General features: G+C 37.5%; 26 protein-coding genes. 15 read left to right on the top strand and 11 right to left on the bottom strand.

Annotation, left to right across the window (positions count from 1 at the left end; all coding sequences use genetic code 11):
- From A1QC_RS01925 to A1QC_RS01910, 4 genes are all read right to left on the bottom strand, one after another.
- A partial coding sequence (locus A1QC_RS01925) for a glycosyltransferase family 2 protein (protein WP_017026688.1) occupies nt 1-817 on the bottom strand: 817 nt, incomplete at its 3' end.
- Entirely contained in the window at nt 810-1745 is a 936-nt protein-coding gene (locus tag A1QC_RS01920; protein WP_017026687.1) for an NAD-dependent epimerase/dehydratase family protein, read from the bottom strand. The genes A1QC_RS01920 and A1QC_RS01925, both read right to left, overlap by 8 nt.
- Entirely contained in the window at nt 1745-3079 is a 1335-nt protein-coding gene (locus A1QC_RS01915) for a hypothetical protein (RefSeq protein WP_017026686.1), read from the bottom strand. Before A1QC_RS01915 ends, A1QC_RS01920 begins: the two co-directional genes overlap by 1 nt.
- 167 nt (nt 3080-3246) lie before the next feature.
- Nucleotides 3247-4404 carry an LPS O-antigen chain length determinant protein WzzB gene (locus tag A1QC_RS01910; protein WP_017026685.1) on the bottom strand — a complete coding sequence of 386 codons (1158 nt, stop codon included), beginning with the start codon at nt 4402-4404 and terminating at the stop codon, nt 3247-3249.
- A gap of 293 nt (nt 4405-4697) precedes the next feature.
- On the opposite strand from A1QC_RS01910, the gene A1QC_RS01905 reads away from it, so the two are divergent.
- The 5 genes from A1QC_RS01905 to A1QC_RS01885 all read left to right on the top strand — a co-directional run bounded on the left by A1QC_RS01905 (nt 4698) and on the right by A1QC_RS01885 (nt 10582).
- Complete coding sequence (locus A1QC_RS01905; RefSeq protein ID WP_017026684.1) at nt 4698-6110, top strand: MBL fold metallo-hydrolase RNA specificity domain-containing protein; 1413 nt, start codon at nt 4698-4700, stop codon at nt 6108-6110.
- A gap of 98 nt (nt 6111-6208) precedes the next feature.
- Entirely contained in the window at nt 6209-7153 is a 945-nt protein-coding gene (gene rfaD, locus A1QC_RS01900) for an ADP-glyceromanno-heptose 6-epimerase (protein WP_017026683.1), read from the top strand.
- A gap of 77 nt (nt 7154-7230) precedes the next feature.
- A complete protein-coding gene (lpxM, locus tag A1QC_RS01895; protein ID WP_017026682.1) occupies nt 7231-8199 on the top strand; it encodes a lauroyl-Kdo(2)-lipid IV(A) myristoyltransferase in 969 nt (322 codons plus the stop codon).
- Nucleotides 8199-9488, top strand: a complete 1290-nt coding sequence (locus A1QC_RS01890; protein WP_017026681.1) for an O-antigen ligase family protein — start codon at nt 8199-8201, stop codon at nt 9486-9488. Before lpxM ends, A1QC_RS01890 begins: the two co-directional genes overlap by 1 nt.
- Nucleotides 9485-10582, top strand: a complete 1098-nt coding sequence (locus tag A1QC_RS01885) for a glycosyltransferase family 4 protein (protein ID WP_017026680.1) — start codon at nt 9485-9487, stop codon at nt 10580-10582. The genes A1QC_RS01890 and A1QC_RS01885 overlap by 4 nt, the downstream gene beginning before the upstream one ends.
- A gap of 205 nt (nt 10583-10787) precedes the next feature.
- Here the strand turns inward: A1QC_RS01885 and A1QC_RS01880 are convergent, their stop codons facing one another.
- The gene (locus A1QC_RS01880) at nt 10788-11780 is read right to left on the bottom strand and encodes a WavE lipopolysaccharide synthesis family protein (RefSeq protein WP_017026679.1); all 993 of its coding nucleotides are present in this window, start codon (nt 11778-11780) and stop codon (nt 10788-10790) included.
- A 181-nt stretch (nt 11781-11961) separates the two neighbouring features.
- Between A1QC_RS01880 and A1QC_RS01875 the strand changes: the two genes are divergently transcribed.
- The 5 genes from A1QC_RS01875 to waaA are packed head-to-tail and all read left to right on the top strand — an operon-like array spanning nt 11962 to nt 16983.
- Entirely contained in the window at nt 11962-12336 is a 375-nt protein-coding gene (locus A1QC_RS01875; protein ID WP_017026678.1) for an HAD-IIIC family phosphatase, read from the top strand.
- Nucleotides 12336-13916: a hypothetical protein gene (locus A1QC_RS01870; protein ID WP_017026677.1), complete on the top strand. Its 1581-nt coding sequence runs from the start codon at nt 12336-12338 to the stop codon at nt 13914-13916. The genes A1QC_RS01875 and A1QC_RS01870 overlap by 1 nt, the downstream gene beginning before the upstream one ends.
- Nucleotides 13913-14641: a glycosyltransferase family 2 protein gene (locus A1QC_RS01865; RefSeq protein ID WP_017026676.1), complete on the top strand. Its 729-nt coding sequence runs from the start codon at nt 13913-13915 to the stop codon at nt 14639-14641. Before A1QC_RS01870 ends, A1QC_RS01865 begins: the two co-directional genes overlap by 4 nt.
- 20 nt (nt 14642-14661) lie before the next feature.
- Nucleotides 14662-15696: a lipopolysaccharide heptosyltransferase II gene (gene waaF, locus A1QC_RS01860; RefSeq protein ID WP_017026675.1), complete on the top strand. Its 1035-nt coding sequence runs from the start codon at nt 14662-14664 to the stop codon at nt 15694-15696.
- Between the two features lie 6 nt (nt 15697-15702).
- A complete protein-coding gene (gene waaA / locus A1QC_RS01855) occupies nt 15703-16983 on the top strand; it encodes a lipid IV(A) 3-deoxy-D-manno-octulosonic acid transferase (RefSeq protein WP_026026028.1) in 1281 nt (426 codons plus the stop codon).
- Between the two features lie 44 nt (nt 16984-17027).
- Here the strand turns inward: waaA and A1QC_RS01850 are convergent, their stop codons facing one another.
- Nucleotides 17028-17762: a 3-deoxy-D-manno-octulosonic acid kinase gene (locus A1QC_RS01850; RefSeq protein ID WP_017026673.1), complete on the bottom strand. Its 735-nt coding sequence runs from the start codon at nt 17760-17762 to the stop codon at nt 17028-17030.
- A gap of 120 nt (nt 17763-17882) precedes the next feature.
- Here A1QC_RS01850 and A1QC_RS01845 point away from each other — a divergent pair, with 120 nt between their 5' ends.
- Genes A1QC_RS01845 through A1QC_RS01835 form a run of 3 tightly spaced genes read left to right on the top strand, consistent with a single transcriptional unit; the run spans nt 17883 to nt 20461 of the window.
- Nucleotides 17883-18926, top strand: a complete 1044-nt coding sequence (locus A1QC_RS01845) for a glycosyltransferase family 9 protein (protein WP_026026027.1) — start codon at nt 17883-17885, stop codon at nt 18924-18926.
- Nucleotides 18927-18947: 21 nt separating this feature from the next.
- Nucleotides 18948-19718: a glycosyltransferase family 2 protein gene (locus A1QC_RS01840; RefSeq protein WP_017026671.1), complete on the top strand. Its 771-nt coding sequence runs from the start codon at nt 18948-18950 to the stop codon at nt 19716-19718.
- A 20-nt stretch (nt 19719-19738) separates the two neighbouring features.
- Nucleotides 19739-20461 carry a glycosyltransferase family 25 protein gene (locus tag A1QC_RS01835; RefSeq protein WP_017026670.1) on the top strand — a complete coding sequence of 241 codons (723 nt, stop codon included), beginning with the start codon at nt 19739-19741 and terminating at the stop codon, nt 20459-20461.
- A 54-nt stretch (nt 20462-20515) separates the two neighbouring features.
- Here the strand turns inward: A1QC_RS01835 and A1QC_RS01830 are convergent, their stop codons facing one another.
- Both A1QC_RS01830 and A1QC_RS01825 read right to left on the bottom strand, forming a co-directional pair.
- The gene (locus A1QC_RS01830) at nt 20516-21448 is read right to left on the bottom strand and encodes a polysaccharide pyruvyl transferase family protein (RefSeq protein ID WP_017026669.1); all 933 of its coding nucleotides are present in this window, start codon (nt 21446-21448) and stop codon (nt 20516-20518) included.
- Nucleotides 21449-21482: 34 nt separating this feature from the next.
- On the bottom strand, nt 21483-22487 hold the full coding sequence (locus tag A1QC_RS01825) for an NAD-dependent epimerase (RefSeq protein ID WP_017026668.1): 1005 nt from the start codon (nt 22485-22487) through the stop codon (nt 21483-21485).
- A gap of 227 nt (nt 22488-22714) precedes the next feature.
- On the opposite strand from A1QC_RS01825, the gene A1QC_RS01820 reads away from it, so the two are divergent.
- Nucleotides 22715-23773, top strand: a complete 1059-nt coding sequence (locus A1QC_RS01820; RefSeq protein WP_017026667.1) for a glycosyltransferase family 4 protein — start codon at nt 22715-22717, stop codon at nt 23771-23773.
- Nucleotides 23770-24261, top strand: coding sequence for a pantetheine-phosphate adenylyltransferase (coaD, locus tag A1QC_RS01815; RefSeq protein ID WP_017026666.1), 492 nt, complete (start codon nt 23770-23772; stop codon nt 24259-24261). Before A1QC_RS01820 ends, coaD begins: the two co-directional genes overlap by 4 nt.
- A gap of 129 nt (nt 24262-24390) precedes the next feature.
- Here the strand turns inward: coaD and mutM are convergent, their stop codons facing one another.
- The 3 genes from mutM to rpmB form a co-directional block, all read right to left on the bottom strand.
- The gene (mutM, locus tag A1QC_RS01810; RefSeq protein WP_017026665.1) at nt 24391-25215 is read right to left on the bottom strand and encodes a bifunctional DNA-formamidopyrimidine glycosylase/DNA-(apurinic or apyrimidinic site) lyase; all 825 of its coding nucleotides are present in this window, start codon (nt 25213-25215) and stop codon (nt 24391-24393) included.
- Between the two features lie 439 nt (nt 25216-25654).
- Nucleotides 25655-25822, bottom strand: coding sequence for a 50S ribosomal protein L33 (gene rpmG, locus A1QC_RS01805; protein ID WP_002535344.1), 168 nt, complete (start codon nt 25820-25822; stop codon nt 25655-25657).
- A gap of 14 nt (nt 25823-25836) precedes the next feature.
- Nucleotides 25837-26073 carry a 50S ribosomal protein L28 gene (rpmB, locus tag A1QC_RS01800; RefSeq protein ID WP_004728407.1) on the bottom strand — a complete coding sequence of 79 codons (237 nt, stop codon included), beginning with the start codon at nt 26071-26073 and terminating at the stop codon, nt 25837-25839.
- Nucleotides 26074-26204: the final 131 nt, after the last annotated feature.

Raw genomic sequence — 26204 nt, 5'->3', positions numbered from 1 at the left:
GATATTTTGTATATTTCCTGAAATTTAACACCCCTGATATTCGATAATTAATCAAGTTAGAAACACCAAATATACCTGTATTTTTTGAATGACTCTTTATTACTTCCGTGGCATCAAAATTTTCATCACAATATTTTTGTATGCATCTGATAAATTTAACCCAATCTTTAGCGAAAACATCGAATACATTATCATTCCAATAGCTTACTTTCTTTACATTAAGTGCAGTTCCAAACTCATTCAAATAATAAAGCTTACAATCCTGGCAAATACTCTTCAGAATAATTGATGTTTGTGGGAAATTTTTAAAATAATCAATATTTTTATGTTTTTTTATTATATCCTTGCTGTAAATACATGCTCCTGTTAATGTCAGGTGCCAAGCAAGATCTGAAAAAACTTTGTTTTTATCAGTTAGTAAACCTGTTTTTAAGGACAAGCCTCTATTTTCACTATTCGTTATAATGAAATCATAAGAATTGTTTCTAATTAATTTCAATATAGCTTCCACCGATCCAGGCTTAATAATCATTGAGTCACCCAGATACCAAATATATTTTTCATTAGGTAAACTAAGTGTCTTATAACAATTATCATCATGTCCTAAACTTGGGGTGTTACGGTAATAATAAATATAAGGATATGATTTTTTAAAATCTGAAATCATATCTCTTGTTTCATTATTTGAACTATCATCAGAAATGTACACAGGAATGTTAAACCTATTTAATTCCGGCATCATATTTAATAAATTTTCTGCCAATATATCACATCGATTATAAGTTGGTATTGCTAATGCTAAGTTATTATCACTCATTATTTTCTCTTATATAAGAAAGAAAATCTTTAATCCCCTGACCTATTTCTTTAGGTTCAAAATTGATATTTTTTTTAAGCTCTCTTATATCTAAAATAACCTTGTCCACGTCAACCTTTCGATTGTTTTTATTTATTATAATTATATCTTTATGAATGATAGACTGTAAGTGAGTAAGAATTTCATTTAAACTTACACCTACTCCAGAACCAACATTCAGTACTTTATTCTTAATATCTTGCTTTACAAGCTTACTTATAACCAACGCTAAGTCTGTAACATCAATATAGTCACGTATAGTCTCGCCATCACCAAAAATTTCAACCGCTTTATTGGCAATAATTTTGCCTATAGCTACAGCTATAAAACCCTGCTTACGATCTAACCGTTGATACTTTCCATAAACATTTGAAGGCCTGATAATGACATATGTTAACCCATTAGTTCGATGAAGATATTGAATATAATTTTCGATCAATAATTTACTGTAGCCATAATAATTAATAGGTTCAGAAACATGTTTTTCAGTAATTAAATTCTCATTTGTTTCACCATAGATCGTCCCTCCAGATGAGAAAAAAATAACCTTTATTTTTTTCTTACAAAGATAATTCAATAATTTATATGTCGGTTCAATTACCTCTTGAAACTCATTAAAAAAATCACTACTTTCACTAGATGGAATAAGGCTAGAAACTAAATGTATAACTATATCGATACGATTAATTGTAATCGTATTTTCAATTAATTCATAAGCTGATAAGTTTCCTTCAACAAACTTTACGTTTGATAAATTAAGTACTGCTGTATTTAGCTGGCTAAAATCACGGTCAAATAGAACTAAGTTGTTATCTTCAGATAACTTTTCAACAATATTTTTCCCAATGAAACCTTGAGAACCTATGATCAGTATATTTTTTCCTTTCATTATTTTCTCATTTCCAATCGCTGATTATTTAACAAGTAATACTTTTCCATTGCTTGATAGCCCACAACCAAAAACATAGGTAACATAATGAACCATTGAAAAATTGCCAAAGCTATATATAAGTAATAAACATCTGATGCCATCATAAAATAAAAAGAGATACCTGCAACAGAAAAAGCACTAATAATTGATACATAATGAAAAGGCTCAATTTTATGTGCTCTCACAAAAATAGCGTAAATGCTCATACAGACAATCGAAGCCTCAGATAAAACAATAAAAAATATCACTTTAAAATCAAGAACCCTATATTCATAAAAAGAATATTTATTTATTAAAAATATAATCATTAATAATATAATCGAACCAAAAAAGAAAGTCATAACAGATAACTGGGTTTTTTTCCAAAATAGTTGATTTAAGTTATCTCTCTGCATCTTGGCTGCCATCATATTCATACTGGGAAGCTTTGATTCTAGCCAAGTATATGAAAAAGATGAAATTGTTCGTACAATTGTTAATGTTAAACCTAATTGTCCAGCGATTACAGCGCCTTGATACTTGAACGCAAGCGGGACAAAAAGGTTAAACATGAAGTAACCACAAAAAAAGCTCACTGAAAACTTAGCTTGCAAAGAAATAATTTCATCATACCATGAATGAAAGTATTTGATTTTATGGCGAATTAATTGCAGCCAAAATCTTTTATCTACATTAAATAATAAAATCAATGCTGACAGTAACAATACAGCCATAGATATAGGCAAGGCAAATAAACCCGCACCTAAAAACAGAGAAATAAACAGTACCACAATCGAAATCACATTACTGACAGCTTTAATTAAATGAGTATGAAATACGCGATCAAAGCCGCGATATATTGATTGTAATAAACTCGCGACGAGATTCAACCCAGATAATATGCAATATCCAAACCAAGCAATTAGTATTGTAAATGATTGATCTTTGAAAAAATACCAACCAACCACCGTTAATATAAAAATAGCTAATGGTACAATATAACAATATACTCGTACGGCATATCGAACAAGCCCAAATGCTTTATCTAATGATTTTCTTTTACCACGCAAGTATCCATTCTTATTTTTAAGATTAGCATGCTCATGACTTACAAATTGACTAATAATAGTGGTGAACCCCATTTCAGCTAATCCACTCAAAGCCGATAAGCTAATAAAGGTATACCATAAACCTTGTTCTTCTATATTTAAAAAAAACAAAATCCCCACAATTATAATCGGCCCCTTTCCTGCAATAATTAACTTATCCAGGAACACCATCAATGTGTCTTTGTTATTCAATAAAAAAAACATTAAACTACCTGCTAGCCATTTAATATACACGAATAGATTGATGTGACTTATTAATAAATAGCATAAACTTATAAAAAATTGATCTAGCTTTTTAGTCTGTAGCTATTAATTAGAGAGTCGACCTAATTAATATAGTTTACGTAATCACTAACCCTAAATAATTTAAACTATTTTTTCCGTGTAAATACAAATCGACACATCACAAAAACAATACCAATACCTCCCCCTAACAACAAACCAAAAAATGTAATGACAGCTCTTTTTGGCTTATCTCGAAATACCATTTTCTCAGGCTGTTCCAAATAACTATATGCAGAAAACCTAATACCATCATTAATCTTTAATTTTTCAATTTGCTCCAACTTTGAATTTAGTTGCTCTAATCTTGGCTCAATTACACTTAGATTTTTAACTTTAGAAAGTGCTTCTACTTTCGCTTTTAGTGCATCCGACCCTAAATTAATTGCAAACAATTCTTTATCACCGAAGTTTTGTAGGGGCTTTGTTACTCCAGCAGCTTGAGCAATTGTTAAAGCATATTCACTGCGTTCTTTTTCTACTATTAAACGTTGCTGTGCTTGTTTAGTAAGCATGATAGATTGTTGATGGAGCTCATTTTCTTTAGAGCTAATAGTTGCAACTAAATTATTAATAACTTTACGGTGTACTTTTTCATCAATAAACTGAATATAACTTTTCAGCATATCAAAACTGTCTTGTGATGTTTCAGCGCTGGCTGTCATAACATAAGTACTATTGAGTTGCTTAGCATCTTCCGGTTTTATAGATAACAGTTTGTACCAGTCATAATAAAGCTTACGTACACTGTCTTCATTGCTAGAGTCATCTAACAAATCTTTGTCTTTTTGAAATACTGGCGATGTTTCTAAAAATGCTTTTTTGTTACTCGAAGAATTAAACTCGTCAATAAATAAACGATAGAGACTATTCGCTTGCGTTAAGCCTTGTAACGCATTGCTAACCAATACCGTACCGTCATCTTGATAAACATCAAATATCGGTTGAAATTGCATCACTTGATTTTGATATTCGCTGTAATCACTCACTTGGGGTTGTGCGATCTTAGCCGTTGAAGACCATTGTTCCTTTGCTATTAATGCATAAACAATTGCTAACACGGTACATACCAATGTACAAGCAATAATAATCCATTTGCCTTGCCATAACGCGGCAAACAGCTCACGTAAATCAATTTCATCCTCTTGTTGTTGAGGATAATAGTAGTGAGGATGTACAGTGGCTTGTTCGGTTGAATGTTGCGTTGGGGGTTGTGGCTGGCTCACATGAACTCCTGAAAATGGCATGCTACCGCCCTAAGGTTAGACGCATCCTCAAGGCGTGTTTAGAAAAAGATAGTAAAAATACTTGTGAAGTTTATCACTAACTGGCCGGTACTGCGAGTCTGAATGGTTAAATAAACCATCTATCAAAGTCAGCATTTTCTTACTTATGTGACACTCTATGCAGATTTACCCCACTTTAACTCCTTCACTCTAATATATTGATTTAACTTCAATATATTAGAGTGAAATTGCTTAATATTTTGTTTATAAAAGATCAATTAATTTAATATTTACAATTGTCATTAGGTGGATAGATGTTAACCCAAACTCACCAATTACACTCCGGTCATAATTATTATTTAAGTCATCATGGCGGAAAAAATACCGTAACAGGTTCCTGTCATGAGCTTTCTATTGATGGAAAAGGTATTCTTATTGATTGTGGGCTTTTTCAAGGTAACGATGCTAAGGAAAACGATGTTGAGTCGTTAAACATTGAGTTTCCAATTGAGCATGTACAAGCATTAATTATCACCCATACTCATATTGATCACATTGGTCGACTGCCATGGTTGTTAGCAGCGGGATTTGATCAACCCATATATTGCACAGAAGCTACTGCCGCGCTTATTCCCTTAATGCTCGATGATGGGTTAAGGCTGCAACTTGGGTTAAATGCCAAACAACGAAAACAAGTACTGGCACGAATTACCAAGCTTATTGAACCGATAAAGTATCATCAATGGCTTGATCTTAAATGCGATATTGATTCTCATCTAGCTTATATACGATTTTCACCTGCAGGACATATTCTTGGTTCTGCTTATGTGGAGATCCAACTTCCCAATAAAGAAATCATTGTTTTCTCTGGCGACTTAGGCCCAAGAAACACACCATTATTGCCCGATCCAGTTTCACCGCAGCAAGCGGATTATTTAGTTATTGAAACAACCTATGGTGATCAATCTCATGATAATGTGGCGACACGTTCACAACGATTAGAAGCTATTGTAAAACGCTCATTACGCGATGGTGGTGTGATTTTAATTCCAGCTTTTAGCGTTGGCCGAACTCAAGAGATTTTATTTGATATCGAACGTTTAATTGCTCACAGCATAGAATCCAAAACCACATCTGATGATTTTTGGCAGACCTTGCCTATTATTCTTGATTCCCCTTTAGCACTTAAGGTCACCAAAGAATATAAGCACTTTAAACAACTATGGAATGAGGAATGTTTGGTTGGTGATGAACATCAACGACATCCATTATCATTCGAACAGTTGATCACGATAGATAGTCATAAGGAACATCAAAAGTTAATCAACCGCCTTTCATCAACCAATGAGGCGGCTATTGTCGTCGCGGCTAGCGGTATGTGTAATGGAGGGAGAATCATGAATTACCTCACTGCACTTTTACCAGAAAAGCGCACCGATCTTATTCTTGCGGGTTATCAAGCGAACGGCACATTAGGTCGAAAAATTCAGCAAGGAAATCATACGATTTACATTAATGAAATGCCGGTAGCCGTTCACGCTCAAGTTCATACCATGTCTGGTTATTCGGCCCATGCCGACCAAGATGATTTGCTCGCATTTATTAAAGGAATACCTACGCCCCCAAAAACAGTTTTTTTAATTCATGGTGAATCTGATACCAAAGAAGCATTTAAAGAAAAGCTAACAAAAGTGAACTCATTGAATGGCAGTATAATAATAAGCTGAAAATCGTTCATTTCTGTAAATGTCGAGATGTTTTCGCGCTCAGTCTTTCTTCTGATATACTTCACCTGTCTATGTTTTGAATTTTCTAGGAAGTAAATATGATTATCGTTACAGGCGGCGCTGGCATGATTGGCAGCAACATTGTTAAAGCTTTAAATGAAGCTGGCTATAACGACATTTTAGTTGTCGACAACTTAAAAAATGGTCACAAATTTAAGAACCTAGTCGATTTAGACATTACCGATTATATGGACCGCGATGATTTTCTGACCCAAGTGATGGCGGGTGATGATTTCGGCCCAATCGATGCTATTTTCCACGAAGGTGCTTGCTCGGCAACCACTGAATGGGATGGCAAGTACATGATGCTGAATAACTACGAATATTCAAAAGAGTTACTGCATTATTCTATTGAGCGACAAATTCCTTTCTTATACGCCTCATCGGCTGCCACTTACGGCGCACAAGATCAGGACTTTATTGAAGAGCGAGAATATGAAGGTGCATTGAATGTGTACGGTTATTCAAAGCAACAATTTGATAATTATGTTCGCCGTTTATGGGCTGATGCGAAAGAACATGGCGAAACACTTTCGCAAATTACTGGCTTTCGTTATTTCAATGTTTATGGCCCTCGTGAGCAACACAAAGGCAGCATGGCTTCGGTCGCCTTCCACTTAAATAATCAATTACTTGCCGGTGAAAATGCCAAATTGTTTGAAGGCAGCGATCAGTTTAAACGTGATTTCATTTATGTGGGCGATGTTTGTAAAGTGAATTTATGGTTCATGGAAAGTGGTGTATCCGGCATTTTTAACTGTGGCACAGGCAAAGCAGAACCTTTCCGTGCGGTGGCTGAAGCCGTCGTTAAGCATCATGGTAAAGGCAATATCGAAAGCATTCCATTTCCTGAGCATTTAAAAGGTGCTTATCAAGAATACACTCAAGCTAATTTAGATAAACTTCGCGCAGCAGGGTGTGAAGTAGAGTTTAAAACCGTCGCCGAAGGTGTTGCTGAGTACTTGGCTGAGATAAATAAGTAAACCAATAAGTGTGAGGCTCTTGTATTAGACGCCTTACCTACTGTTCTTTCTTGCTTAATATTTGAATACGAGTATTTATGACGCAACAACGTAACGACTTTGATGAATATGCATACGATCCGACTTTTCAATGGGGCTTTTTAGCGCCTAAATATTGGGGGACTTGGATTGCCGTATTCTTTGCTTGCTTGACGAGTTTTTTACCTAAAAGTATTAAACATGCACTGGCTAAATCACTTGCAAAGTTAGCCGTTAAACCCAAATCGGGTGCTGGAAAGCGCGCTCGCATCAATTTATCCATGTGCTTTCCAGATAAAACTGAGTCTGAACGCGAAGCAATGTTATACAACATGTACATAACGGCCATTATGTTTATGATGAGCTTTGCTTCAACCAGTTTACGCAGCAAACAATGGCTAGAAAAAAACACCACCATTCGTGGATTAGAGCATGTCGAAGATATTCTAGCTCAAGATGAAAGAGTGATTCTGTTAGTTCCGCACACTTGGGCTATCGATATTCCAGCCATTTTATTAGCATCGCGCGGGCTTCCTGTTTCCGCTATGGCGAAAAGCCAAAAAAACCTTGTCGCAGATTGGCTAATGCACAAACAACGTGTTCAATATGGTGGCCGTGTTTATGATCGCAGTGTTGGTATTAAACCTTTTATTAAATCAGTGCGTAAAGATGGCTATTTAGGGTATTACTTACCGGATGAAGATCTAGGGCGTGACCATAGTGTTTTTGTTGATTTCTTTGCCACAGAAAAAGCCACTATTGCCGGGTTAGGTCGATTATCTAAACTTAGTAAAGCGAAAATCGTCCCTCTTTTTGCTATGTATAATAGTCAAACTGGCCAGTACGAGCTTGATTTTTATCCCGCTCTGCCTTTTCCAACCGGCGATGAGCACCAAGATGCTCGTATGATGAATGAATGTATTGAAGAATACGTGACCCTAAAGCCTGAACAGTACATGTGGATTTTGCGTTTATTAAAAACAAGACCAAATTCAGACATTAACCCTTATAAAACAAAGAACTGCTAATGAATGTTACCCCATTAACTTATTATCAAAAAAATAACCCTAAAATCAACATCTTGGTTAGCTTATGTCTTTGCTTATCTATCGGTTCATTTTTTATCATAGGTAAAGGACATAATATTGCAGGCTTCTTTCTTATCATTCCAGCTATACTTTTTATATATCCCATAAAAATATCAGAACTTCCGAATAAATTTTGGGTTTTAACTGTTATATTTTTCACATTCATAACAATAATTACACTTTCAATTTTAATCAAAGGTGGAAAATTATCTTATATAGACCAACCTAGTCGATTTATTATTTCTCTTTTAATCATTGTACTGCTTTTAAAATACCCACCAAAATTGATATGGGTGATGTTAGGTACAACAATCGCATCATTTACTGGCTTTGCTATTGCCATCATCCAAACCCAAAAATATAACGAGATTAGAGCATTTACAAATATCCCCAGCATTCCTTGGTTCAAAGGATACATGCCTATCCAAGATGGAGATATGATCACAACTATAGGCCTTATTTCTGCTTGTTTTTCTTTTTATTTTATAAAAACCCGAAACTACCCTTTATTTATTTTATCTTTAGCTTCAGTAGTTCTAGGGTTATCCTCTAGTATTTTATCCGGTTCTCGTGGGGCTTGGATTATATTGCCTATTATTTTCATTTATTTAATTTACTGCAATAAACAATTCTTCATAAATAAAAAGGTATGTTTACTAAGCCTAGTAACAATTGGAATAGTGATAGTGGGCATAGGACAGTCTCAAAACTTTGAAAGTAGACTAACCAGCGCTGTAAATGATATCAATCAATTCGATAGAGGTAATCCCGAAACTTCATTGGGCGTCCGTTTAGCATTATGGGAAAGTGCCATTTTAACCACTAAAGAGTACCCTTTATTTGGAGCTGGATATATCCAAAGAGTAGAATCAAGAAAAGTACAAATTGAAACAGGCCAAATACCTAAAATTGAAAATGTCTGGATACCAATGCATGCTCATAACCAATTTTTAGAGTACTTATCCGTCTTTGGCATTGTTGGTTTATGTGCTTTCTTTGCTGTTTTTTTCTATCCTTTGTATTTATTCTCAAAATTAGATACTCGAAGTCTTGAACAAGAGACCTTAAAACAGTGTGGTGTAATTCATATTCTCTCTACTATGGGTTACTGCTTAACTCAATCCTTTTTTGCCCATAACTCTGGAGCTATTTTCTATCCATTAATTCTAGCTGTGTTTTTAATCACAAGTGGAGCTATCAAGCTAAAAATCCCTAAAGGCAACTTATGAATATTCTAATTTTCAGCTCCTATAAAGATTCGTGGAATAGTGTCAGACCCGAGGCAGAGATGTTTATTCAAATGGTTAAACTTGGCCATACCTTAACTATTGTTACTCAGGGACAATCTGAATATGTTCCACGCTTTAAAGAAAATGGTATTAAAGTTATTGATTGCTACCCAACTAAAAAAGTTTGTTGCAAGACCATTAAAACATTACGCAATGAACTTAAAAGTACTCATTACGATATAGTGTATGCCATGAATTCAAAAACAATTCCCAATGCTGCTTTTGCATGTATTGGTTTTAAAAATACCAAAATGGTGACTTATCGAGGTACAGTTGGTGGTTTATATCGATATGATCCAACAGCCTACCTCACTCACTTGCACCCGAGGGTCAATGGTATTAGTTGTGTTGCACAGGCTGTAACTGATGATGTAAAGAAGCGTGTTTGGATTCATTCAGATAATGTTGTAACCATCTATAAAGGACACGATTTAAGCTGGTATCAAGCACAACCTATCGAGCGATCAAAGTTAAATCTTCCTGAAGATGCAATTGTTGTCACCTGTATTGCCAATGCCAGACCAAGTAAAGGCGTTCATGTTTTACTTGATAGTGCTTCACAATTATCCGATATTGAAAATTTGCATTTTCTATTGATCGGTCGAGATATGGATACAGAAAAGAACCTAGCGTTAGCTAAATCTAGCGGTATGAAAGAACGTATTCATTTTTTAGGATATCGAAAAGATGTCCCTGAAATCCTTGCAACAAGTGATATGCAGATTCAACCATCCGTGAGTGGAGAGGGGCTACCCAAAACTATTATTGAAGCTATGTCCATGGCTGTTCCCTCTATAGTAACGACTACTGGTGGTGGCAAAGAACTATTAGTCGATGGTGAATCTGGTTATGTCGTTCCCGTAAATGACAGCGCCTCTATTTCTGAAAAAATTCGTTTATTATGTACCTCCGAAGAGCATAGAAAATCTATGGGTAAATTAGCTCAACAACGAGTAATAAATAACTTTTCTCTACAAGATACAGCTCAATTACATTTAAACTTTTTTAAAATGTTAAGCGACCGAAATATCTAACATTGAATATAAGACCTCATTTACCTTCACCTTACTTAACCAATAAAATGAGATGAAAATAACTAATATTTAAAAATATTTTCTATTAATAAGGTAACCGGAATGGGTTACCTTATTTATATCCAAATTACGTAATGATAAATTTCACTTAATCTATAAATACGAATTTAAAAGAGATGAATAACGGAAATTCATACACCTAAAGCTAGTGCTTTTTCTTTCTTTTTTTTATTTTATATAATGTTTCCAATCTATATGGAAATATATAAAAAAGCCGACGAAAGAAAAGGGTCAAGCGTTGAATTTTTAAATCATCTAGCTCTATACCTACATCACAATATTTTTTATACCAAATAAGCCACTCAAAAAAATGTATATGTGCAGCTTTGCCCTTAGGGCTAGATACTCGAGCCTTGCCTTTAAACTTTTCTGTTAACTCCAAACCAATCATACTCATTGGCGCAACTATTAGGTTATTCGCTATACAAAGCTCAGATTGATAGAGCTTGTTTTTATCGTTATCAAGTAAGCTTTCGAGGTTTAAAGATAGATCAAATTGTTGCAGCGCTTTTATAAATAACTCTTGCGTACAGTCGGTTACAAAGTCAGGGTATCCTTTATTGTATTGACAATGATCCGTTGGTTGAAAGTCCTCAAATAGAGGCATACTCCAAAGAGACAGTACATCTTCAGCTAATCCAAAATAAAAGAAATCGCTAATGTGGAAGGCGACAGGGAATCCTTTGGCATATTTACGCGAAAAAACATCCGCAACAACGACTCTTTCTTTTAAAAACTTATACTTTTCAGATCGTTGTTTGTAATCTTTTTGCAATTGAACAAAGCTATTGGATGTTAGGTAGTTATCACTTCTAAGCTTCATCGCATATTGAGTTCGAACTTTCTTTAATCCATTGTAAGACGATACAATCTGCCTATTGTTGTTATATTTTTGTTGTTCGCCACTCGGCTTTATATTCCGGATATTACTACCAGGGTCGGCGTTAAGCACCAACTCATCAAAATCTAGCCCTTCGATATTCTGCCCTTCCCAAGTAGACAAAATGATACTTGCACCGGGAAGATATTTACGTATTGAAGATAAACATTTATAAGTGATATTTTCTTCTTGCTCCCGACCATTTAATGTTTGCACTGGGCCTTGGACAACGACAGTGATATCTTTAAATTCTTTCATCTAAATCTCATTACGAATCAAATAACAAAGAGATACCTTATAAATAAGCTGGTTATCACTCTGATGAATTAACAATTAAAACAATTCTCTAACACCAAAAGCAAAGTGAAATTAAAGGTGGTATATCTCAAATCGAGTAAGTGTTAAAGTAGTATAACTTATTTCAAAACGTAACTGCTATATGAAAAGACTCATCGTAGACCTTGATGGTACTATTACCAAGGCAGACACCTCTGATTATCATAATGTCTCACCAAACAATGGCGTCATAAAAAAGCTAAGAGAGTATAAAAATCAAGGCTTTATTATCACCATTTCTACCGCTCGTAATATGAGGACATATGAAGGTAACGTTGGAAAAATCAATATTTATACTTTACCTATCATCACTGAATGGTTAGATAAACATGACGTTCCGTACGATGAAGTATTAGTAGGAAAGCCTTGGTGTGGCACCGAAGGCTTTTATATTGATGATAGAGCAATACGTCCTTCTGAGTTCACCTCAATGACATTAGAAGAAATCCATGACATGATCAAAAAAGAGACTAACTAATGTTTTTGATTATGTCTGCCGCCTATATTGAACAAGAGTTAAGAGCTGAATTTGGGCCTCTCCCTCCAGCCTTTCTTCCCCTAGGGAATAGGCGTCTTTTTCAGCATCAGCTAAAACGTGTCCCAAAGAATAAGGCCATTTTCCTCTCTATACCTCAGTCTTATCATGTTGAAGAGTACGATGAAAATTGGTTAAAAGAGCATAATGTTACTCTTCTTCCGGTTCCTGATGATTTATCTTTAGGTGAGTCAATCATTGCTGCTATCGCTCTTGCCTCGCAACCAATGGATTCTGAACTGTCCATTCTCTATGGTGATACTTTGCTTAGCATTCCCGAACAAAAGAATGTGATCGCAGTGGCTAATACCGATAGCGCTTATAATTGGGCGAGCATTAGCTCTCCAGTGTCCAGTGATTGTTTAAGTATCGATTCTAATGATTTAAATTTAAGTAGTGAGATAATCAGCGGTTACTTTAACTTTTCTTCTCCCCGTTTATTAATCCAAGCTCTCAGCCAAAACCATTGGGATTTTTTGTCAGCTTTAAGTACTTACAATGAAAACGTGAAACTTTCGACCATCCAAATACATGATTGGATGGATTTTGGCCATGTCAATACTTACTATCAGTCAAAGACTAAATTTACAACTCAGAGAGCCTTTAATCATCTGAAAATAAATTCAGATTGGATCGAAAAGAGCAGCGCTCACGATATAAAAATTCAAGCAGAAGCCAATTGGTTTAAAGAAATTCCTTATTCTATTAAGCATTTTACCCCACAATTTTTAGGTAATACTGAAACACATTCTAATTACTCTTATCGCTTAGAATATTTATTTCAATGTGCTTTAAATGAATTGTTTGTTTTTGCTCGCCTACCTGAAATGGTGTGGGGACAGATCTTTAAACAGTTATCTTTATTTATCGAAGAATGCCGTAAAGTGTCGCCACCTAAAAATTCAAAAGTTGATAGTATCAATGCATTATTCATCAACAAAACCAACGAAAGGCTTGCAACATTCTGTCGAGCAAGAAAGTACGATAACAAAGCATTGTGGCATTTTAACCAATGTGAGCCGGTATCTTTAGAGCAACTCGTAAGTGAAAGTACCAAAAGGCTGCCTAGCCACTCGGAAGCGAGCATCATGCATGGTGATTTTTGTTTTAGTAACATCCTGTATGATTTCAGAAAAAATAAAATAAAAACCATCGATCCTCGTGGTATCACCACCCAAGGAGATATGTCTATATATGGTTACATTCATTACGATATCGCAAAAATTTCTCATTCTGTATTAGGCTTATACGATTGGATTATTGCCGGCTATTATCAAGTCGATCTCGATAACTATAAAATCAATTTTAATTTACCTAACACTCAACATTTAGAAACGGTACAGGCTATTTTTTTAGATACACTCAATATCGATTATCAGCTAAGTGAAAGTGAAATATATGCTATGCAAGTACAACTTTTCCTTTCTATGCTACCGTTACACAGTGATGATCCAATGAGGCAAAATGCATTACTAGCCAATGCTTTCCGATTATATTACAAGATGTTAGAGACTGAATTATGATAGTAATTCCAATGGCTGGATTAAGTTCCCGCTTCTTCAAGGCTGGTTTTAACCAACCAAAGTACATGCTAGAAGCTCATGGTAAAAGTTTGTTTGATCATGCGGTTTGCAGTTTTGAAGCTTATTTTACTACCGAGCACTTTATTTTCATTGTTCGTGATGTACACCAAACACCACGATATGTACAACAACGTTGCCACGCACTTGGCATAAAAAACGTTACCATTATCACCTTGAATGAAGAAACTCGAGGCCAAGCTGAAACGGTGTATTTAGGATTAAAGGATATAGAATCTACCTCTGAACTCATTACTGTTTTCAATATTGATACTTTCCGCCCAGATTTCCAATTCCCAGAGGCAATCGATCAGTGGGATGGGTACTTAGAAGTGTTTTCAGGGCAAGGTGACAATTGGTCATTTGCAAAACCAATGTCATCAAGCTCTACTCAAGTAATAGAAACCGCTGAAAAAAGAGCGATATCCAACTTGTGTTGCACTGGCTTGTATTACTTTAAGTCCATCGTACAATATAAAGAAGCCTATCTTGCTTATTTGGACCTTCCTCAAGAGCAATGGGAAAAAGGTGAGTTGTATATCGCCCCACTTTATAATTACCTTATAAAAAATGGCAACAAAATCCATTATCATCTTATCCCTAGAAATGAAGTCATATTCTGTGGTGTTCCCGATGAATATTATGACTTTTTGAACTCTGCTGTATAAACATTAATGGTCATTGGTTTATGAATCGAATTCTTGTTATCGGCCCTTCTTGGGTTGGCGATATGGTGATGTCACAATCGCTGTACATTTCTCTGAAGCAACAGCATCCAGATGCTTTGATTGACGTCCTAGCTCCTGCTTGGTGTAAGCCAATTTTAGAGCGTATGCCAGAAGTACATCAAGCCATTGAGATGCCACTTGGTCATGGTGATTTCAATCTTCTTGGTCGCAGAGCACTTGGTAAAGAACTGCGTTCTCAAGATTATACCCATGCTTTTATTCTTCCTAATTCAGCAAAATCAGCGTTAATACCGTGGTTTGCAGGGATTCCAGTACGTACAGGCTGGAAGGGTGAAATGCGTTATGGATTGTTAAATGATCTTCGTCCTAATAAGAAATCATTCCAATTTATGATTGAGCGCTACGTGGCATTGGCTTACCCGAAAGCCCAAATGGTGAACTCATCTTCTTTAGGTGGAATGGATTCTTTACCAAAACCTAAATTACACATTGATGGCTTTACCCAAGGCCATACAATAGAAAAGTTTGAATTGAACCGCGATAGAGTGATTATTGGTTTATGTCCAGGCGCAGAATTTGGCCCAGCAAAACAGTGGCCTGTTGAACATTATGCGTCTGTTGCTGATTCGATGATTAACCAAGGAAAACAAGTGTGGTTGTTTGGCTCAGCTAAAGATCAAGTCACGACTCAAGCCATTAAAGGGTTAGTCTCACCGGATAATCAAAAGCATGTTTTCGATATGGCAGGTAAAACAAGTTTAATTGAAGCCGTAGATTTGCTTGGCGCGTGTGAAACTGTGATCAGTAATGATTCTGGGTTAATGCATGTAGCGGCGGCGGTAGGGTGCCAAGTCATTGGGGTATATGGCTCAACGTCTCCACAATACACCCCGCCATTGGCAGAAAAAGTAGCGATTGTTCACACCGATATTGAATGCCGTCCATGCTTTAAGCGTGAATGTCCTTTAGGCCATTTAAAGTGCTTAAAAGATTTAGCACCTCAGCAAGTCTTAGACGCTTATCAATCATTATAGGTACTCATTGTGATCCGCTATCTTTACACGGTTTTACTTGCTTTGCTTTCCCCTGTTCTCTTATTTGGCTTATATAAGAAAAAAGCGGGTAAACCGAGTTTTGGGGCGCGCTGGAAAGAACATTTCGGACGCACGCCAGTATTAGCAGACACCGCGGTACAACCTATATGGATTCATACCGTTTCAGTTGGTGAGACGATTGCAGCAACCCCGTTTATCAAAGCTCTGAAACAGCAATACCCAAACATTCCTATCGTGATCACCACGACAACCAGTACCGGTGCAGAGCAGGCTGAAAAGCTAAGTGCTATTGCCGAGCACCGTTATATGCCATTGGATTTTCCTTTTGCAGTCAAAGGTTTTGTGAAAGCCATTCGCCCACAAATCATGCTCATTATGGAAACCGAGCTGTGGCCAAATACTCTGCATCATGTGGCAAAATCAGGTATCCCTATAACAGTGATTAATGCTCGATTATCGGAACGATCTGCCCTTCGCTATCAAAAATTTCAATCCATCTTCAATTTACTGGCTCGACATATTGATCAAGTGCTATGTCAACATCAAGATGATGCGGATCGCTTTATTAGGCTTGGTATCGCTACTGAGCGTGTTAGCGTTACCGGTAGCTTAAAGTTTGATATTGATATTGCAGATAGTGTTACCACTTCAGGTCAAGCCTTGAGGCAACAGCTTGGTCAGAAACGATCAGTTTGGGTTGCAGCAAGCACTCATCATGGCGAAGATGAACAAGTGCTCATGGTGCATCAAGCTTTGCTACAGCAAGACCCTAACGCTTTATTAATTTTAGTGCCAAGGCATCCTGAACGTTTTAATGATGTTCACCAGCTTTGCCTTTCTCAAGGCTTTACTGCTGCTCGCCGAACACAAACATCCGCGAATGTTGAACATACTCAAGTGTATCTTGCCGATACCATGGGTGAGATGTTGGTGCTACTTGCGGCCAGTGATGTGTGTTTTATGGGAGGAAGTTTACTCGGCGATAAAGTCGGTGGGCATAATTTATTAGAACCTGCTGCGCTTGGCTTACCTTGTATTATTGGCCCGTCATACTACAACTTTACCGATATTACCGAGCAACTGACCCAAGCAAAAGCCGCTCTCATTTGCCAAAATATTGATGAATTAACCTCTCAAATGAAGCAACTATTTGCCAATAAACAAGAAAGGAGCCTGTATGGCGAACGAGCGTTAGCAGTGGTTCATCGTAATAAAGGCGCCGTTCAAAAAACAGTAGAGGCTATCCAACTGCCAAACCCTGTATAAAAGAGATACGACTCCATACCTAAACAGGGTTTGGAGAGAAGATCTTAATTCATTGAATGTTGACGATATCCTTCAAGTAAGGCCTGCCAATCTCGCTCTTGTGACCACTGAATGTTGCGCTTATTGAGTTCTTTATTAAATGAACGTAATAGCCTATCTAAATTCGATTGCTTCCAAGCGGAAAGAGTCACTTCTGCTCGAGCAGGCTCTTGATGGCACTTATCAAAATCAATAATCCAAACGCAATCGTTACCATCTAACAGAATATTATGAATATTCAAATCAGTATGATTCACATTGGCCTCATGCAAACGACGGATTTGTTGCCCGATTAAGCGGTAGATCTCAGGCTCTAAAGGTTGCTTTTGTAAGATGCCCACTAAGTCTTGAGCGTTATCAATTTTTTGCGTCAAAATATCCGCTTGATAACAAAACGTTCGCTTCATTGCGCGAGCGGCAATCGGTTTAGGGACATTCACACCCGATTGGATCAAATGTTGTAATAATTGAAATTCTTGAAAACTGCGAGTGTTGTGCCAGCTAGAGAACCAGTAATGATCTTTTACCAATTTGCCAAACAGCCCACCTCGACGATAATGACGAAGTGCCGCGGGGAGTTTTTCCGTTTGAACAAACCATGTGGTGCCTCGGCCTTGCGCTGAACCAATGACTTTCCCTTGTTGCTGCCAATATTGTGCCTCTAAACACTGCTCAATTTGCTGGCTTATTAAGGTGTCGTCATACCAAATGACTTGTTTATGTAATTTCAATGTTTTCATGGGTTCAGAATATACCGATAAATAAGCTTACTGTCTAAACGTTACTAAACCCCTGCTACTCTAGTCACTCTCTCCATATTCCCCTATAATCTTTTTACATTTTTTAACTCGAACGGTCTTATGCCTTTATTCACATCTTCGCCTAAATCATTGTGTTTTCTAAGGTTGTCCGCCATTGGCGATGTTTGTCATGCTGTCGCTGCCGTGCAAGCAGTACAACGGCATTGGCCTGAAACCAAGATCACCTGGATTATTGGTAAAGTAGAAGCGCAATTATTAGATGGGTTAGACGGTATAGAGTTTGTCATTTTTGATAAAAAAGCAGGCTATGCCGGCATGAAAGCCGTATGGCAGCAGCTTAAACATCACAAATTTGACGCCTTAGTGCATATGCAACTCGCCTTAAGAGCAAGCTTGCTCACAACAGGTATAAAGGCCAAATACAAAGTGGGTTTTAATAAAAAGCGCGCCAAAGAAGGGCAATGGCTGTTTACTAACAAGAAAATTGACGACATTCAATCACAGCACGTTCTGGACAGTTTTTTATCATTCGTTGACTATTTAGGTGTACCTAAGTCCCCTGCAAAGTGGGATATGCCCATTAACAGTGAGGACGTTATTTGGGTCAACACTCATATTGATCCACAGCAACCAACCTTAGTGATCAGCCCAGCAGCCAGTAAAGATGAACGTAACTGGTTAACTGAACGTTATGCCCAATTCGCGGATCATGCGATCAGTCAAGGCTACCAAGTGGTGTTATGTGGCTCTCCAAGTCAAAGAGAAATCCAGCTTGGTGATGATATTGGCCAGCACATGCGCCAGCAAGCCACCAACTTGATTGGAAAAACAAATTTAAAGCAGTTATTAGCCGTACTTAAAAAAGCCGATATTGTTTTAGCTCCAGATTCTGGTCCAGCCCACATGGCCACCACCCAAGGTACCCCAGTTATCGGCTTATACGCACATAGTAATCCACAACGCACTGGGCCTTATTTAAGCTTAAGCTCAACGGTGAGCGTTTATGATAATTGTGTATTGCAACAATATGGTAAACCGGTATCTGAACTGCCTTGGGGAACTCGAGTTAAAGGCTCTGATCTTATGCAACAAATTAGTTTAGAATCCGTTATTCAACAATTTGATAAACTCTCTCAGCAATAATTATTCTTTTTGGGGTATTTCATGAACCAACCAACGCTAGCAGTAGCATTAATAGTTAAAAATGAAGAAAAGCATTTGGCAGCTTGTTTAGATACGGTTCATGGTTGGGTGGATGAAATCATCATCTTGGATGCTGGAAGTGACGACCGTACCACTGAAATCGCCAAACAGTACACTAATAATATTTACACTAATACTCAATGGCCTGGATTTGGTCCACAACGCCGTTTAGCACAAACTTATGTCACCTGTGATTATGTATTATGGCTAGACGCAGATGAGCGAGTTACTCCCGAATTAAAAGTAAGCATACAAGAAGCGCTACAAAATAATCCCGATAATACAATTTATAAAATAAATAGGCTGAGTTCTGCATTTGGTCAGTTTATTAAACATTCAGGCTGGTCTCCTGATTGGCTGGTACGCTTATACCCAACCCATCTTACTCAATACAATGAAGCCATGGTTCATGAAAAAGTGGAAGAGCCTCAAGGTATCACGATTAAAAAATTATCTGGAAAATTACACCACTATACTTATGACTCATTACATCAATGTATTAATAAAAATACCAAATACATAAAGATTTGGGCTGATGATAAAGAAGGAAAGAAAAAAAGCAGCCTATCCACAGCCTTATTACATGCCTTTGCGAGCTTTCTGAAAATGTATGTTTTCCGATTGGGCTTTCTTGATGGGCGCAGAGGCTTTATTTTAGCGTGGCTAACCATGAATAATACTTTCAGTAAGTATGCAGATTTATGGTTAAGATCTCATTCAAATAATCAATAATAATTACCGTTAGGACTTTTATGAAAGTTTTTGTTATTAGCATTCCATCTTCTACAGAACGTCGTCAGCACGTTACGGAAAGCCTTTCAAATAAAGATATTAATTTTGAATTCATTGATGCTGTTAACGGTAAAGATGGAAAACATCCACTATTAAAACGTTATGATAGAGATCACTATATAATCAATCGGGGACGTGAAGCTAAACCTGGTGAATTAGGTTGCTATGCCAGTCATTTCTTAGCATGGGAAAAAGCTTGTGAATTAAATGAACCTATTGTTGTTCTAGAAGATGACTTAAGTGTGCAAGAGGATTTCAAAAAGATCATTACTGACTGTGAACAATGGATCATAGAAAAAGGCTTCATTCGTATAGAACCGTGGAGAACAAAATTATTTATAACAACAGATAAAGTTCGAAATTCATCTTTATGTTACTTATTTAAAATCCCTCAATGCACAACTGGATATATTATATCCCCTCAATGCGCTCAAGCTTTTATAAAAAGCAGTCAGACATTTAAAATGCCTGTCGATTTATTTTTACGCCATACTTATTTGCACTTACAGCCTATCTATGGCGTTACTCCCCCTGCAGTTAAAACAGGAAATGCCATTTCAATTATAGGTAATCGAACGCAAAGAGTTAGAACACCTGTAATCGCCATAAAAAGAGGTATTTATAGAGCATCGACATTCATCGCCGTTGCTCTAGTTAACCTATGGATGTTTATAAAAACGTAGCCTAAATTAGATGGATTTTCACTCAAATACTGACTTTTTATTACTGGTATTCCGTTAACTTTCAGAAAAATCAGACTTCAACTTGTCTAATGTCTTGGCTTGTTTTTGACAAATAAAATCAAAATCCTCTTGGCGACTAAGCTGCCATAAAGATGACTCTTTTAATTCCGTCAGTTTATCTTCTAATGCTAAGACGTTATGTTTACTCGAACGGCGCCAAATTACGGGGAGGTTTTTCCATTTAATTTTATGTTTAAAAAACACGCTGCTTTTCTTTCTAATAACGTGCTCTATATTTTTGAACATAGGTAACTTATAGCTAGAAGTGAAAGGCAGTGCCTGCAAATTCAACTCAAGCTTCATTGCTTCAGCAAAGTCAAACCACTTCTCCTTCTCGAACAATGGTGAAAAAGTAACACCGATCCAAGGAATTCTTAAAACATCGGCAGTTATCGCACCATGCATTGCCTCAGCAATAACATATTCACACTCTTGGATCTGTAAAAGAAAGTCCTCTACAGGTTGTTTAGCAGAAATAAACGTTATGCCTAACTTTGTACAGATATCGTTCCAATCAATATAATCTTCACTTTTATGGTGGGGTATAAAAGCAACCTTACCTTTAACTTTCTGGGCTTTAGGGTAAGAAACTTGTGTTAATAAATATGCACCATCACCTACAACTAGTTCTTCAGCTAAACCTAAATACTTTGCGGTTCTAGGCCCTCTAACACCGTAAACATCACAATTATCGGTGAGGGTCGGTAAACTATGCCCCCACACCCCTGATGAAAAAATTACTATTTTTTGTGCACCTGCTAATTTTTCATTAATAAGGCGCTCAGTTAAAATCGTCCCTATACCTAAAAAATAAGCACCTTGGCTTTCCCCAAGAATCCCCCCGAGTAACTTAGGCCAAAGCCACGGGTTGAGATTATCACCAAAGTTATACGTTTTTGAATGACTATATTCTAACTTTAGAGACATTTTTTTAACCTGCTTTTATACATAAATACAATGATCATATAGAATAAAACTCTTTATACCACTTAACAAAATGATTTACGCCTTCCTCAACTGACATTTCAGGTTTATAACCTGTTGCTTTAAATAAATCTTCAGTATCAGCATAAGTGGCGTATACATCACCCGGTTGCATTGGCATAAAGTTCTTTTTGGCTTCAATTCCTAGGGCGCTTTCTAGTGCTTCAATAAATGCCATGAGTTTCACTGGGTTGCCATTGCCGATATTGTAGATTTTATAAGGCGCAGAACTGGTTGCAGGTGAACCAGTTTCAACATTCCAGTCGGCATTTTTTTGTGGGATAACATCTTGTATACGGATCACGCCTTCGACAATGTCATCAATGTAGGTGAAATCTCGCTGCATATTTCCGTTGTTGTAAACATCGATTGATTTACCCTCTACTATGGCTTTAGTAAATTTGAATAAAGCCATATCAGGTCGCCCCCAAGGGCCATATACCGTAAAGAAGCGTAGACCTGTTGTTGGGATGCCGTATAAATGAGAATAAGTGTGCGCCATTAATTCATTGGACTTTTTAGTGGCCGCATAAAGTGAGATAGGATGATCTACACTGTCTGATGTATTAAATGGCATTTTTTGATTCAAGCCATAGACCGAACTCGAGGATGCATAAACGAGGTGTTCGATTTTATGATGGCGACAGCCTTCTAAAATGGTTAAGTGCCCAACCAAGTTACTGTCTGCGTAGGCCATTGGGTTATCAATTGAATAGCGCACTCCTGCTTGAGCCGCTAAGTGAATCACGCGCTGAAAGCCTTGTTCTGCAAATAATGCGGCAATACCTTCCCTATCCGCAAGATCAAGTTCGATAAACGTAAAATTAGCATGTTCAGATCGATTCAGCCGAGCGTGTTTTAGCTCAATAGGGTAATAATCATTGAGATTATCAATGCCCACTACTTGGTGGCCTGCATCGCATAAACGCTCAACAACCGCAGAACCAATAAAGCCAGCGGCACCTGTGACTAAATACTTCATTTTACATTCCTAATCATTTTATTCTTATTACTTGATTTTATGTCACTCTTTGTAGAATAACTACCAACAAAATCAATTATTAAATAATCACTGATGATCCACTTACGTTCCTTGAAGTTATTACTGCCGCACTACCATTCGAATCACTTTGAAGTTAATGATTTACTACCATTGTTGCGAAATTCTAGTAAGCTATCTTTTCTCATTAATTCAAGCACTAATTTTAAATGAAGATATGTCACGTCAATCTTGCCTGCGACTTTAATGGTGGCGAGCGTCAAACCCTACAACTGATCAAACAACAGATACGTGAAGGCTACCAACTTACGGTTGTGATGAACCCTAAAAGTGAGTGGATTCGGGAAGTTCGTAAATTAGGTTGTAAAATAGTCTTTGCTAAACACTACACCAAAGCGCACAGTAAAAAGATCACCAAAGATTGTGTGGCTATTCATGTGCATGAAGGGCGAGCGATTTATTGGGCATTGATTCAGCATTTATTTCATGGTGTTCCTTACATTGTGACACGACGTACAGATACTCCATTAGAAAATAGTTGGTTGCCAAAACTTGCTTATCGTAAAGCAGCAGCGTTAATTGGGTTGAGCCATGAGATCGTTTCAAAGATTGAAGAGTTTAATGATTTTTCAAACATTTATAAAATCCCTAGCTCCCCCATCAATTATCCCGTTGATCAAAATAGAGTCGATCAAGTTTGGAACCAATTTCGTGGTAAATTCATTGTGATTCATGCGGCCAGCATGCTGAAAAACAAAGGGTTTAATACCACAGTAGCAGCGGCAAAACTATTAGGTGTGAGTAACCCGAGAGTCCAATTTTTGCTACTCGGCGATGGCCCAGAACGAGAAGCGTTAGAGCATGAAGCTCGGGGGTTAACCAATGTTCGCTTCATGGGAAAACAAAGAGATATGGGCACTTGGTTTGCCGCAGCCGATTTGTTGATTCACCCTTCTTATTCTGAAGGTTTAGGTTCTGTCATTCTTGAAGCTATGGGGGCAGGTTTGCCTGTTATAGGTTCTAATGCTGGCGGTATTCCAGACATTATTGATCATGAAATTTCAGGTTTGTTATGTGAGCCTGGTAATGCAAAACAGTTGGCCAAGCAGATTGATCAGATTGAAAACGATAAAGCGTTAAGACGCAAAATTCAAAAGGGTGGCAAGGAAAAGCTCAAACAATTTGATATTGTGCACACTTCATCTTTGTATAAAGACATTTATACCCAAGTAACTTCAAAATGCGATATTCAGCGAGTAAGCCAATGACAAAATTAATTACACCAGCCATTTATCCAGGCACTTTTGATCCGATTACCAATGGTCATTTTGATTTAATTAAACGTAGTTCTCGCTTGTTTGACAGCATAGTGGTGGCCGTAGCAGAAAGCCCAAGTAAAAAAACCATGTTTACATTGGATGAACGTGTCGACATGCTAAAAGAAGTCACCAAAGACTTAGACAATGTTACCGTCGTTGGTTTTTCTGGCTTATTAGTGGATTTTGCTAAACAACAGAAGGCCAATATCCTGATTCGAGGCTTGCGTACCACGGTCGACTACGAATACGAATTTGGTTTGACCAGCATGTACAAGAAGCTGATGCCTGAACTAGAAAGTGTGTTTCTAACCCCAACCGAAGAGTTTGCATTCCTATCTTCAACTATCGTTCGTGAAGTCGCGATTCATGGCGGAAGTGTTGATCAGTTTTTGCATCCGTATGTAGTAGGTAAGGTAAAAGAGCGAGTTAAAGCTTAAGGTAGCAAGAATCTCCTGACCATACGCCGCTTTAGATCCCTGATAGCTCCTTAGTCGATTCAGGGATAACGATTCTTACCTACTTGTTCACTCTCTCTAAGCGTTGTTGAGAACAAACCAACCTAGATGTCACTTACCACCATCATTGCTCTGGCAACTTTCACAAAAAAAACTATTCCTTTGCCCTATTTTCTCTTCTTGGATCAACTCAGAACAAACTGGGCAAGCTTTACCAGCTTTACCGTACACTTGAAGCTCTTGAGCAAAATAGCCGGGCTTACCGTCCGCTTGGTTAAAATCTTTTAACGTCGTCCCACCTTGAGTGATCGCGCGTGCCAACACTTTCTTAATTTCATCTACCAGTAAAGTGATCTGTTGAAGTGTCAGTTTATTGGCAAGTGTTTTCGGGTGTACTCTTGCCCCAAATAAAGACTCGCTTGCATAAATATTACCAACACCAACTACTACCTTGTTATCCATAATAAACTGTTTTGTGACCACTTTTCGGCTTTGGGCTTTTTCAAATAAGTACTGAGCATTAAATTCATCGGTTAAAGGCTCTGGCCCAAGGTGGCTCATCACATCATGCTCTGTATCGATTTCACACCATAGCCAAGCACCAAAACGTCTTGGATCGTGATAACGTAAAACCTTGCCATTGGTTAACGTAAGATCCACATGATCATGTTTATTTGGCTCAATAAATTGCTCCAATACCCTCAAGTTACCCGACATGCCTAAATGGATAAGTGCCGTTCCAGTATCCGTATCAATCAATAAGTATTTGGCTCGACGACGAATTTGACGAATCACCTGACCTTGAAGTAATAATATTTCTTCTGGCACAGGCCAACGTAACTTGGGTTGACGAACGTCAATCTTTTGAATGGTTTGATTTAAAAGGTGCGGGGTGATCCCCATTCGACTGACTTCAACTTCGGGTAGTTCGGGCATAATATATCCTAGTGCGAGATCCGAGTCCCTAGGAAAGACTAGAGACATCTTGTTCCAGTGAAAGTGCCTCATAGACAAAATCAAGTCAAGGTTCTTAAAACTTTCTCAATCAATCTAAGAGTCAATTTTTAATGACTAGTTTCTAGGAAAGTCTACTTATGGTTCATCACTCTAATCAAATCTAGCTATTCATCGTCATTCCACCAAGCCTAGCGACCCATCGTCATTCCAGCCGAGTCTAAGCGAGAGCGGGAATCTAACCACAACGCGCTGAATATCGCTCCCTGATCACACCTTCATCGCTTCAGGGAAGCAACCAATGAAAGCAAAACCTTCAAATCACAAGTAACGAAAAATCTCAGTAGTCGATAAAAAAGACAAAAAAAAACCCAGCCTACCGAAGTAGTCTGGGTTTTGAATCTTTCAAAGAGGAAATCAATTACTTGATTTTAGCTTCTTTGTACATAACGTGCTGGCGAACTACAGGATCAAATTTCTTGATCTCAAATTTACCTGGCATGTTACGTTTGTTTTTATCAGTTGTGTAGAAGTGACCAGTTCCAGCAGATGATACTAGACGGATTTTCTCACGAATGCCTTTAGCCATTGTTCAAATTCCTCTTATACGTTCTCGCCACGAGCACGGATATCAACAAGAACAGCATCGATGCCTTTCTTATCAATAATACGCATACCCTTAGCAGTTAGACGTAGTTTAACAAAGCGTTTTTCGCTTTCTACCCAGAAACGGTGAGTTTGTAGGTTCGGCAGAAAACGACGCTTGGTAGCATTTCGTGCGTGTGAACGGTTGTTACCCGTTACAGGACGCTTACCAGTTACTTGGCATACTCGGGACATGAATGTCTTCTCCAAATCGTTTCAGCTCGATATCACCTTGGGGCAAAAACCGCTATGGAAAAACCATACCAAGGCTATCAAAGGTCGCGCATTATACTAACTTGACTTGCATTGCTCAAGACCTGTGCGGA

Origin of the sequence: Vibrio rumoiensis 1S-45 (genome assembly GCF_000286955.2) — a bacterium.
In the GTDB taxonomy this organism is placed as follows: domain Bacteria; phylum Pseudomonadota; class Gammaproteobacteria; order Enterobacterales; family Vibrionaceae; genus Vibrio; species Vibrio rumoiensis_A.
This window is presented reverse-complemented; position numbering and strand designations above follow the sequence as displayed.

Coding starts and splice junctions, on each gene's coding strand:
- A1QC_RS01920 (WP_017026687.1), bottom strand. CDS start 1,745: ATGAAAGGAAAAAATATACTGATCATAGGTTCTCAAGGTTTCATTGGG.
- A1QC_RS01915 (WP_017026686.1), bottom strand. CDS start 3,079: ATGTTTTTTTTATTGAATAACAAAGACACATTGATGGTGTTCCTGGAT.
- A1QC_RS01910 (WP_017026685.1), bottom strand. CDS start 4,404: ATGCCATTTTCAGGAGTTCATGTGAGCCAGCCACAACCCCCAACGCAA.
- A1QC_RS01905 (WP_017026684.1), top strand. CDS start 4,698: ATGTTAACCCAAACTCACCAATTACACTCCGGTCATAATTATTATTTA.
- rfaD (WP_017026683.1), top strand. CDS start 6,209: ATGATTATCGTTACAGGCGGCGCTGGCATGATTGGCAGCAACATTGTT.
- lpxM (WP_017026682.1), top strand. CDS start 7,231: ATGACGCAACAACGTAACGACTTTGATGAATATGCATACGATCCGACT.
- A1QC_RS01890 (WP_017026681.1), top strand. CDS start 8,199: ATGAATGTTACCCCATTAACTTATTATCAAAAAAATAACCCTAAAATC.
- A1QC_RS01885 (WP_017026680.1), top strand. CDS start 9,485: ATGAATATTCTAATTTTCAGCTCCTATAAAGATTCGTGGAATAGTGTC.
- A1QC_RS01880 (WP_017026679.1), bottom strand. CDS start 11,780: ATGAAAGAATTTAAAGATATCACTGTCGTTGTCCAAGGCCCAGTGCAA.
- A1QC_RS01875 (WP_017026678.1), top strand. CDS start 11,962: ATGAAAAGACTCATCGTAGACCTTGATGGTACTATTACCAAGGCAGAC.
- A1QC_RS01870 (WP_017026677.1), top strand. CDS start 12,336: ATGTTTTTGATTATGTCTGCCGCCTATATTGAACAAGAGTTAAGAGCT.
- A1QC_RS01865 (WP_017026676.1), top strand. CDS start 13,913: ATGATAGTAATTCCAATGGCTGGATTAAGTTCCCGCTTCTTCAAGGCT.
- waaF (WP_017026675.1), top strand. CDS start 14,662: ATGAATCGAATTCTTGTTATCGGCCCTTCTTGGGTTGGCGATATGGTG.
- A1QC_RS01850 (WP_017026673.1), bottom strand. CDS start 17,762: ATGAAAACATTGAAATTACATAAACAAGTCATTTGGTATGACGACACC.
- A1QC_RS01845 (WP_026026027.1), top strand. CDS start 17,883: ATGCCTTTATTCACATCTTCGCCTAAATCATTGTGTTTTCTAAGGTTG.
- A1QC_RS01840 (WP_017026671.1), top strand. CDS start 18,948: ATGAACCAACCAACGCTAGCAGTAGCATTAATAGTTAAAAATGAAGAA.
- A1QC_RS01835 (WP_017026670.1), top strand. CDS start 19,739: ATGAAAGTTTTTGTTATTAGCATTCCATCTTCTACAGAACGTCGTCAG.
- A1QC_RS01830 (WP_017026669.1), bottom strand. CDS start 21,448: ATGTCTCTAAAGTTAGAATATAGTCATTCAAAAACGTATAACTTTGGT.
- A1QC_RS01825 (WP_017026668.1), bottom strand. CDS start 22,487: ATGAAGTATTTAGTCACAGGTGCCGCTGGCTTTATTGGTTCTGCGGTT.
- A1QC_RS01820 (WP_017026667.1), top strand. CDS start 22,715: ATGAAGATATGTCACGTCAATCTTGCCTGCGACTTTAATGGTGGCGAG.
- coaD (WP_017026666.1), top strand. CDS start 23,770: ATGACAAAATTAATTACACCAGCCATTTATCCAGGCACTTTTGATCCG.
- mutM (WP_017026665.1), bottom strand. CDS start 25,215: ATGCCCGAACTACCCGAAGTTGAAGTCAGTCGAATGGGGATCACCCCG.
- rpmG (WP_002535344.1), bottom strand. CDS start 25,822: ATGGCTAAAGGCATTCGTGAGAAAATCCGTCTAGTATCATCTGCTGGA.
- rpmB (WP_004728407.1), bottom strand. CDS start 26,073: ATGTCCCGAGTATGCCAAGTAACTGGTAAGCGTCCTGTAACGGGTAAC.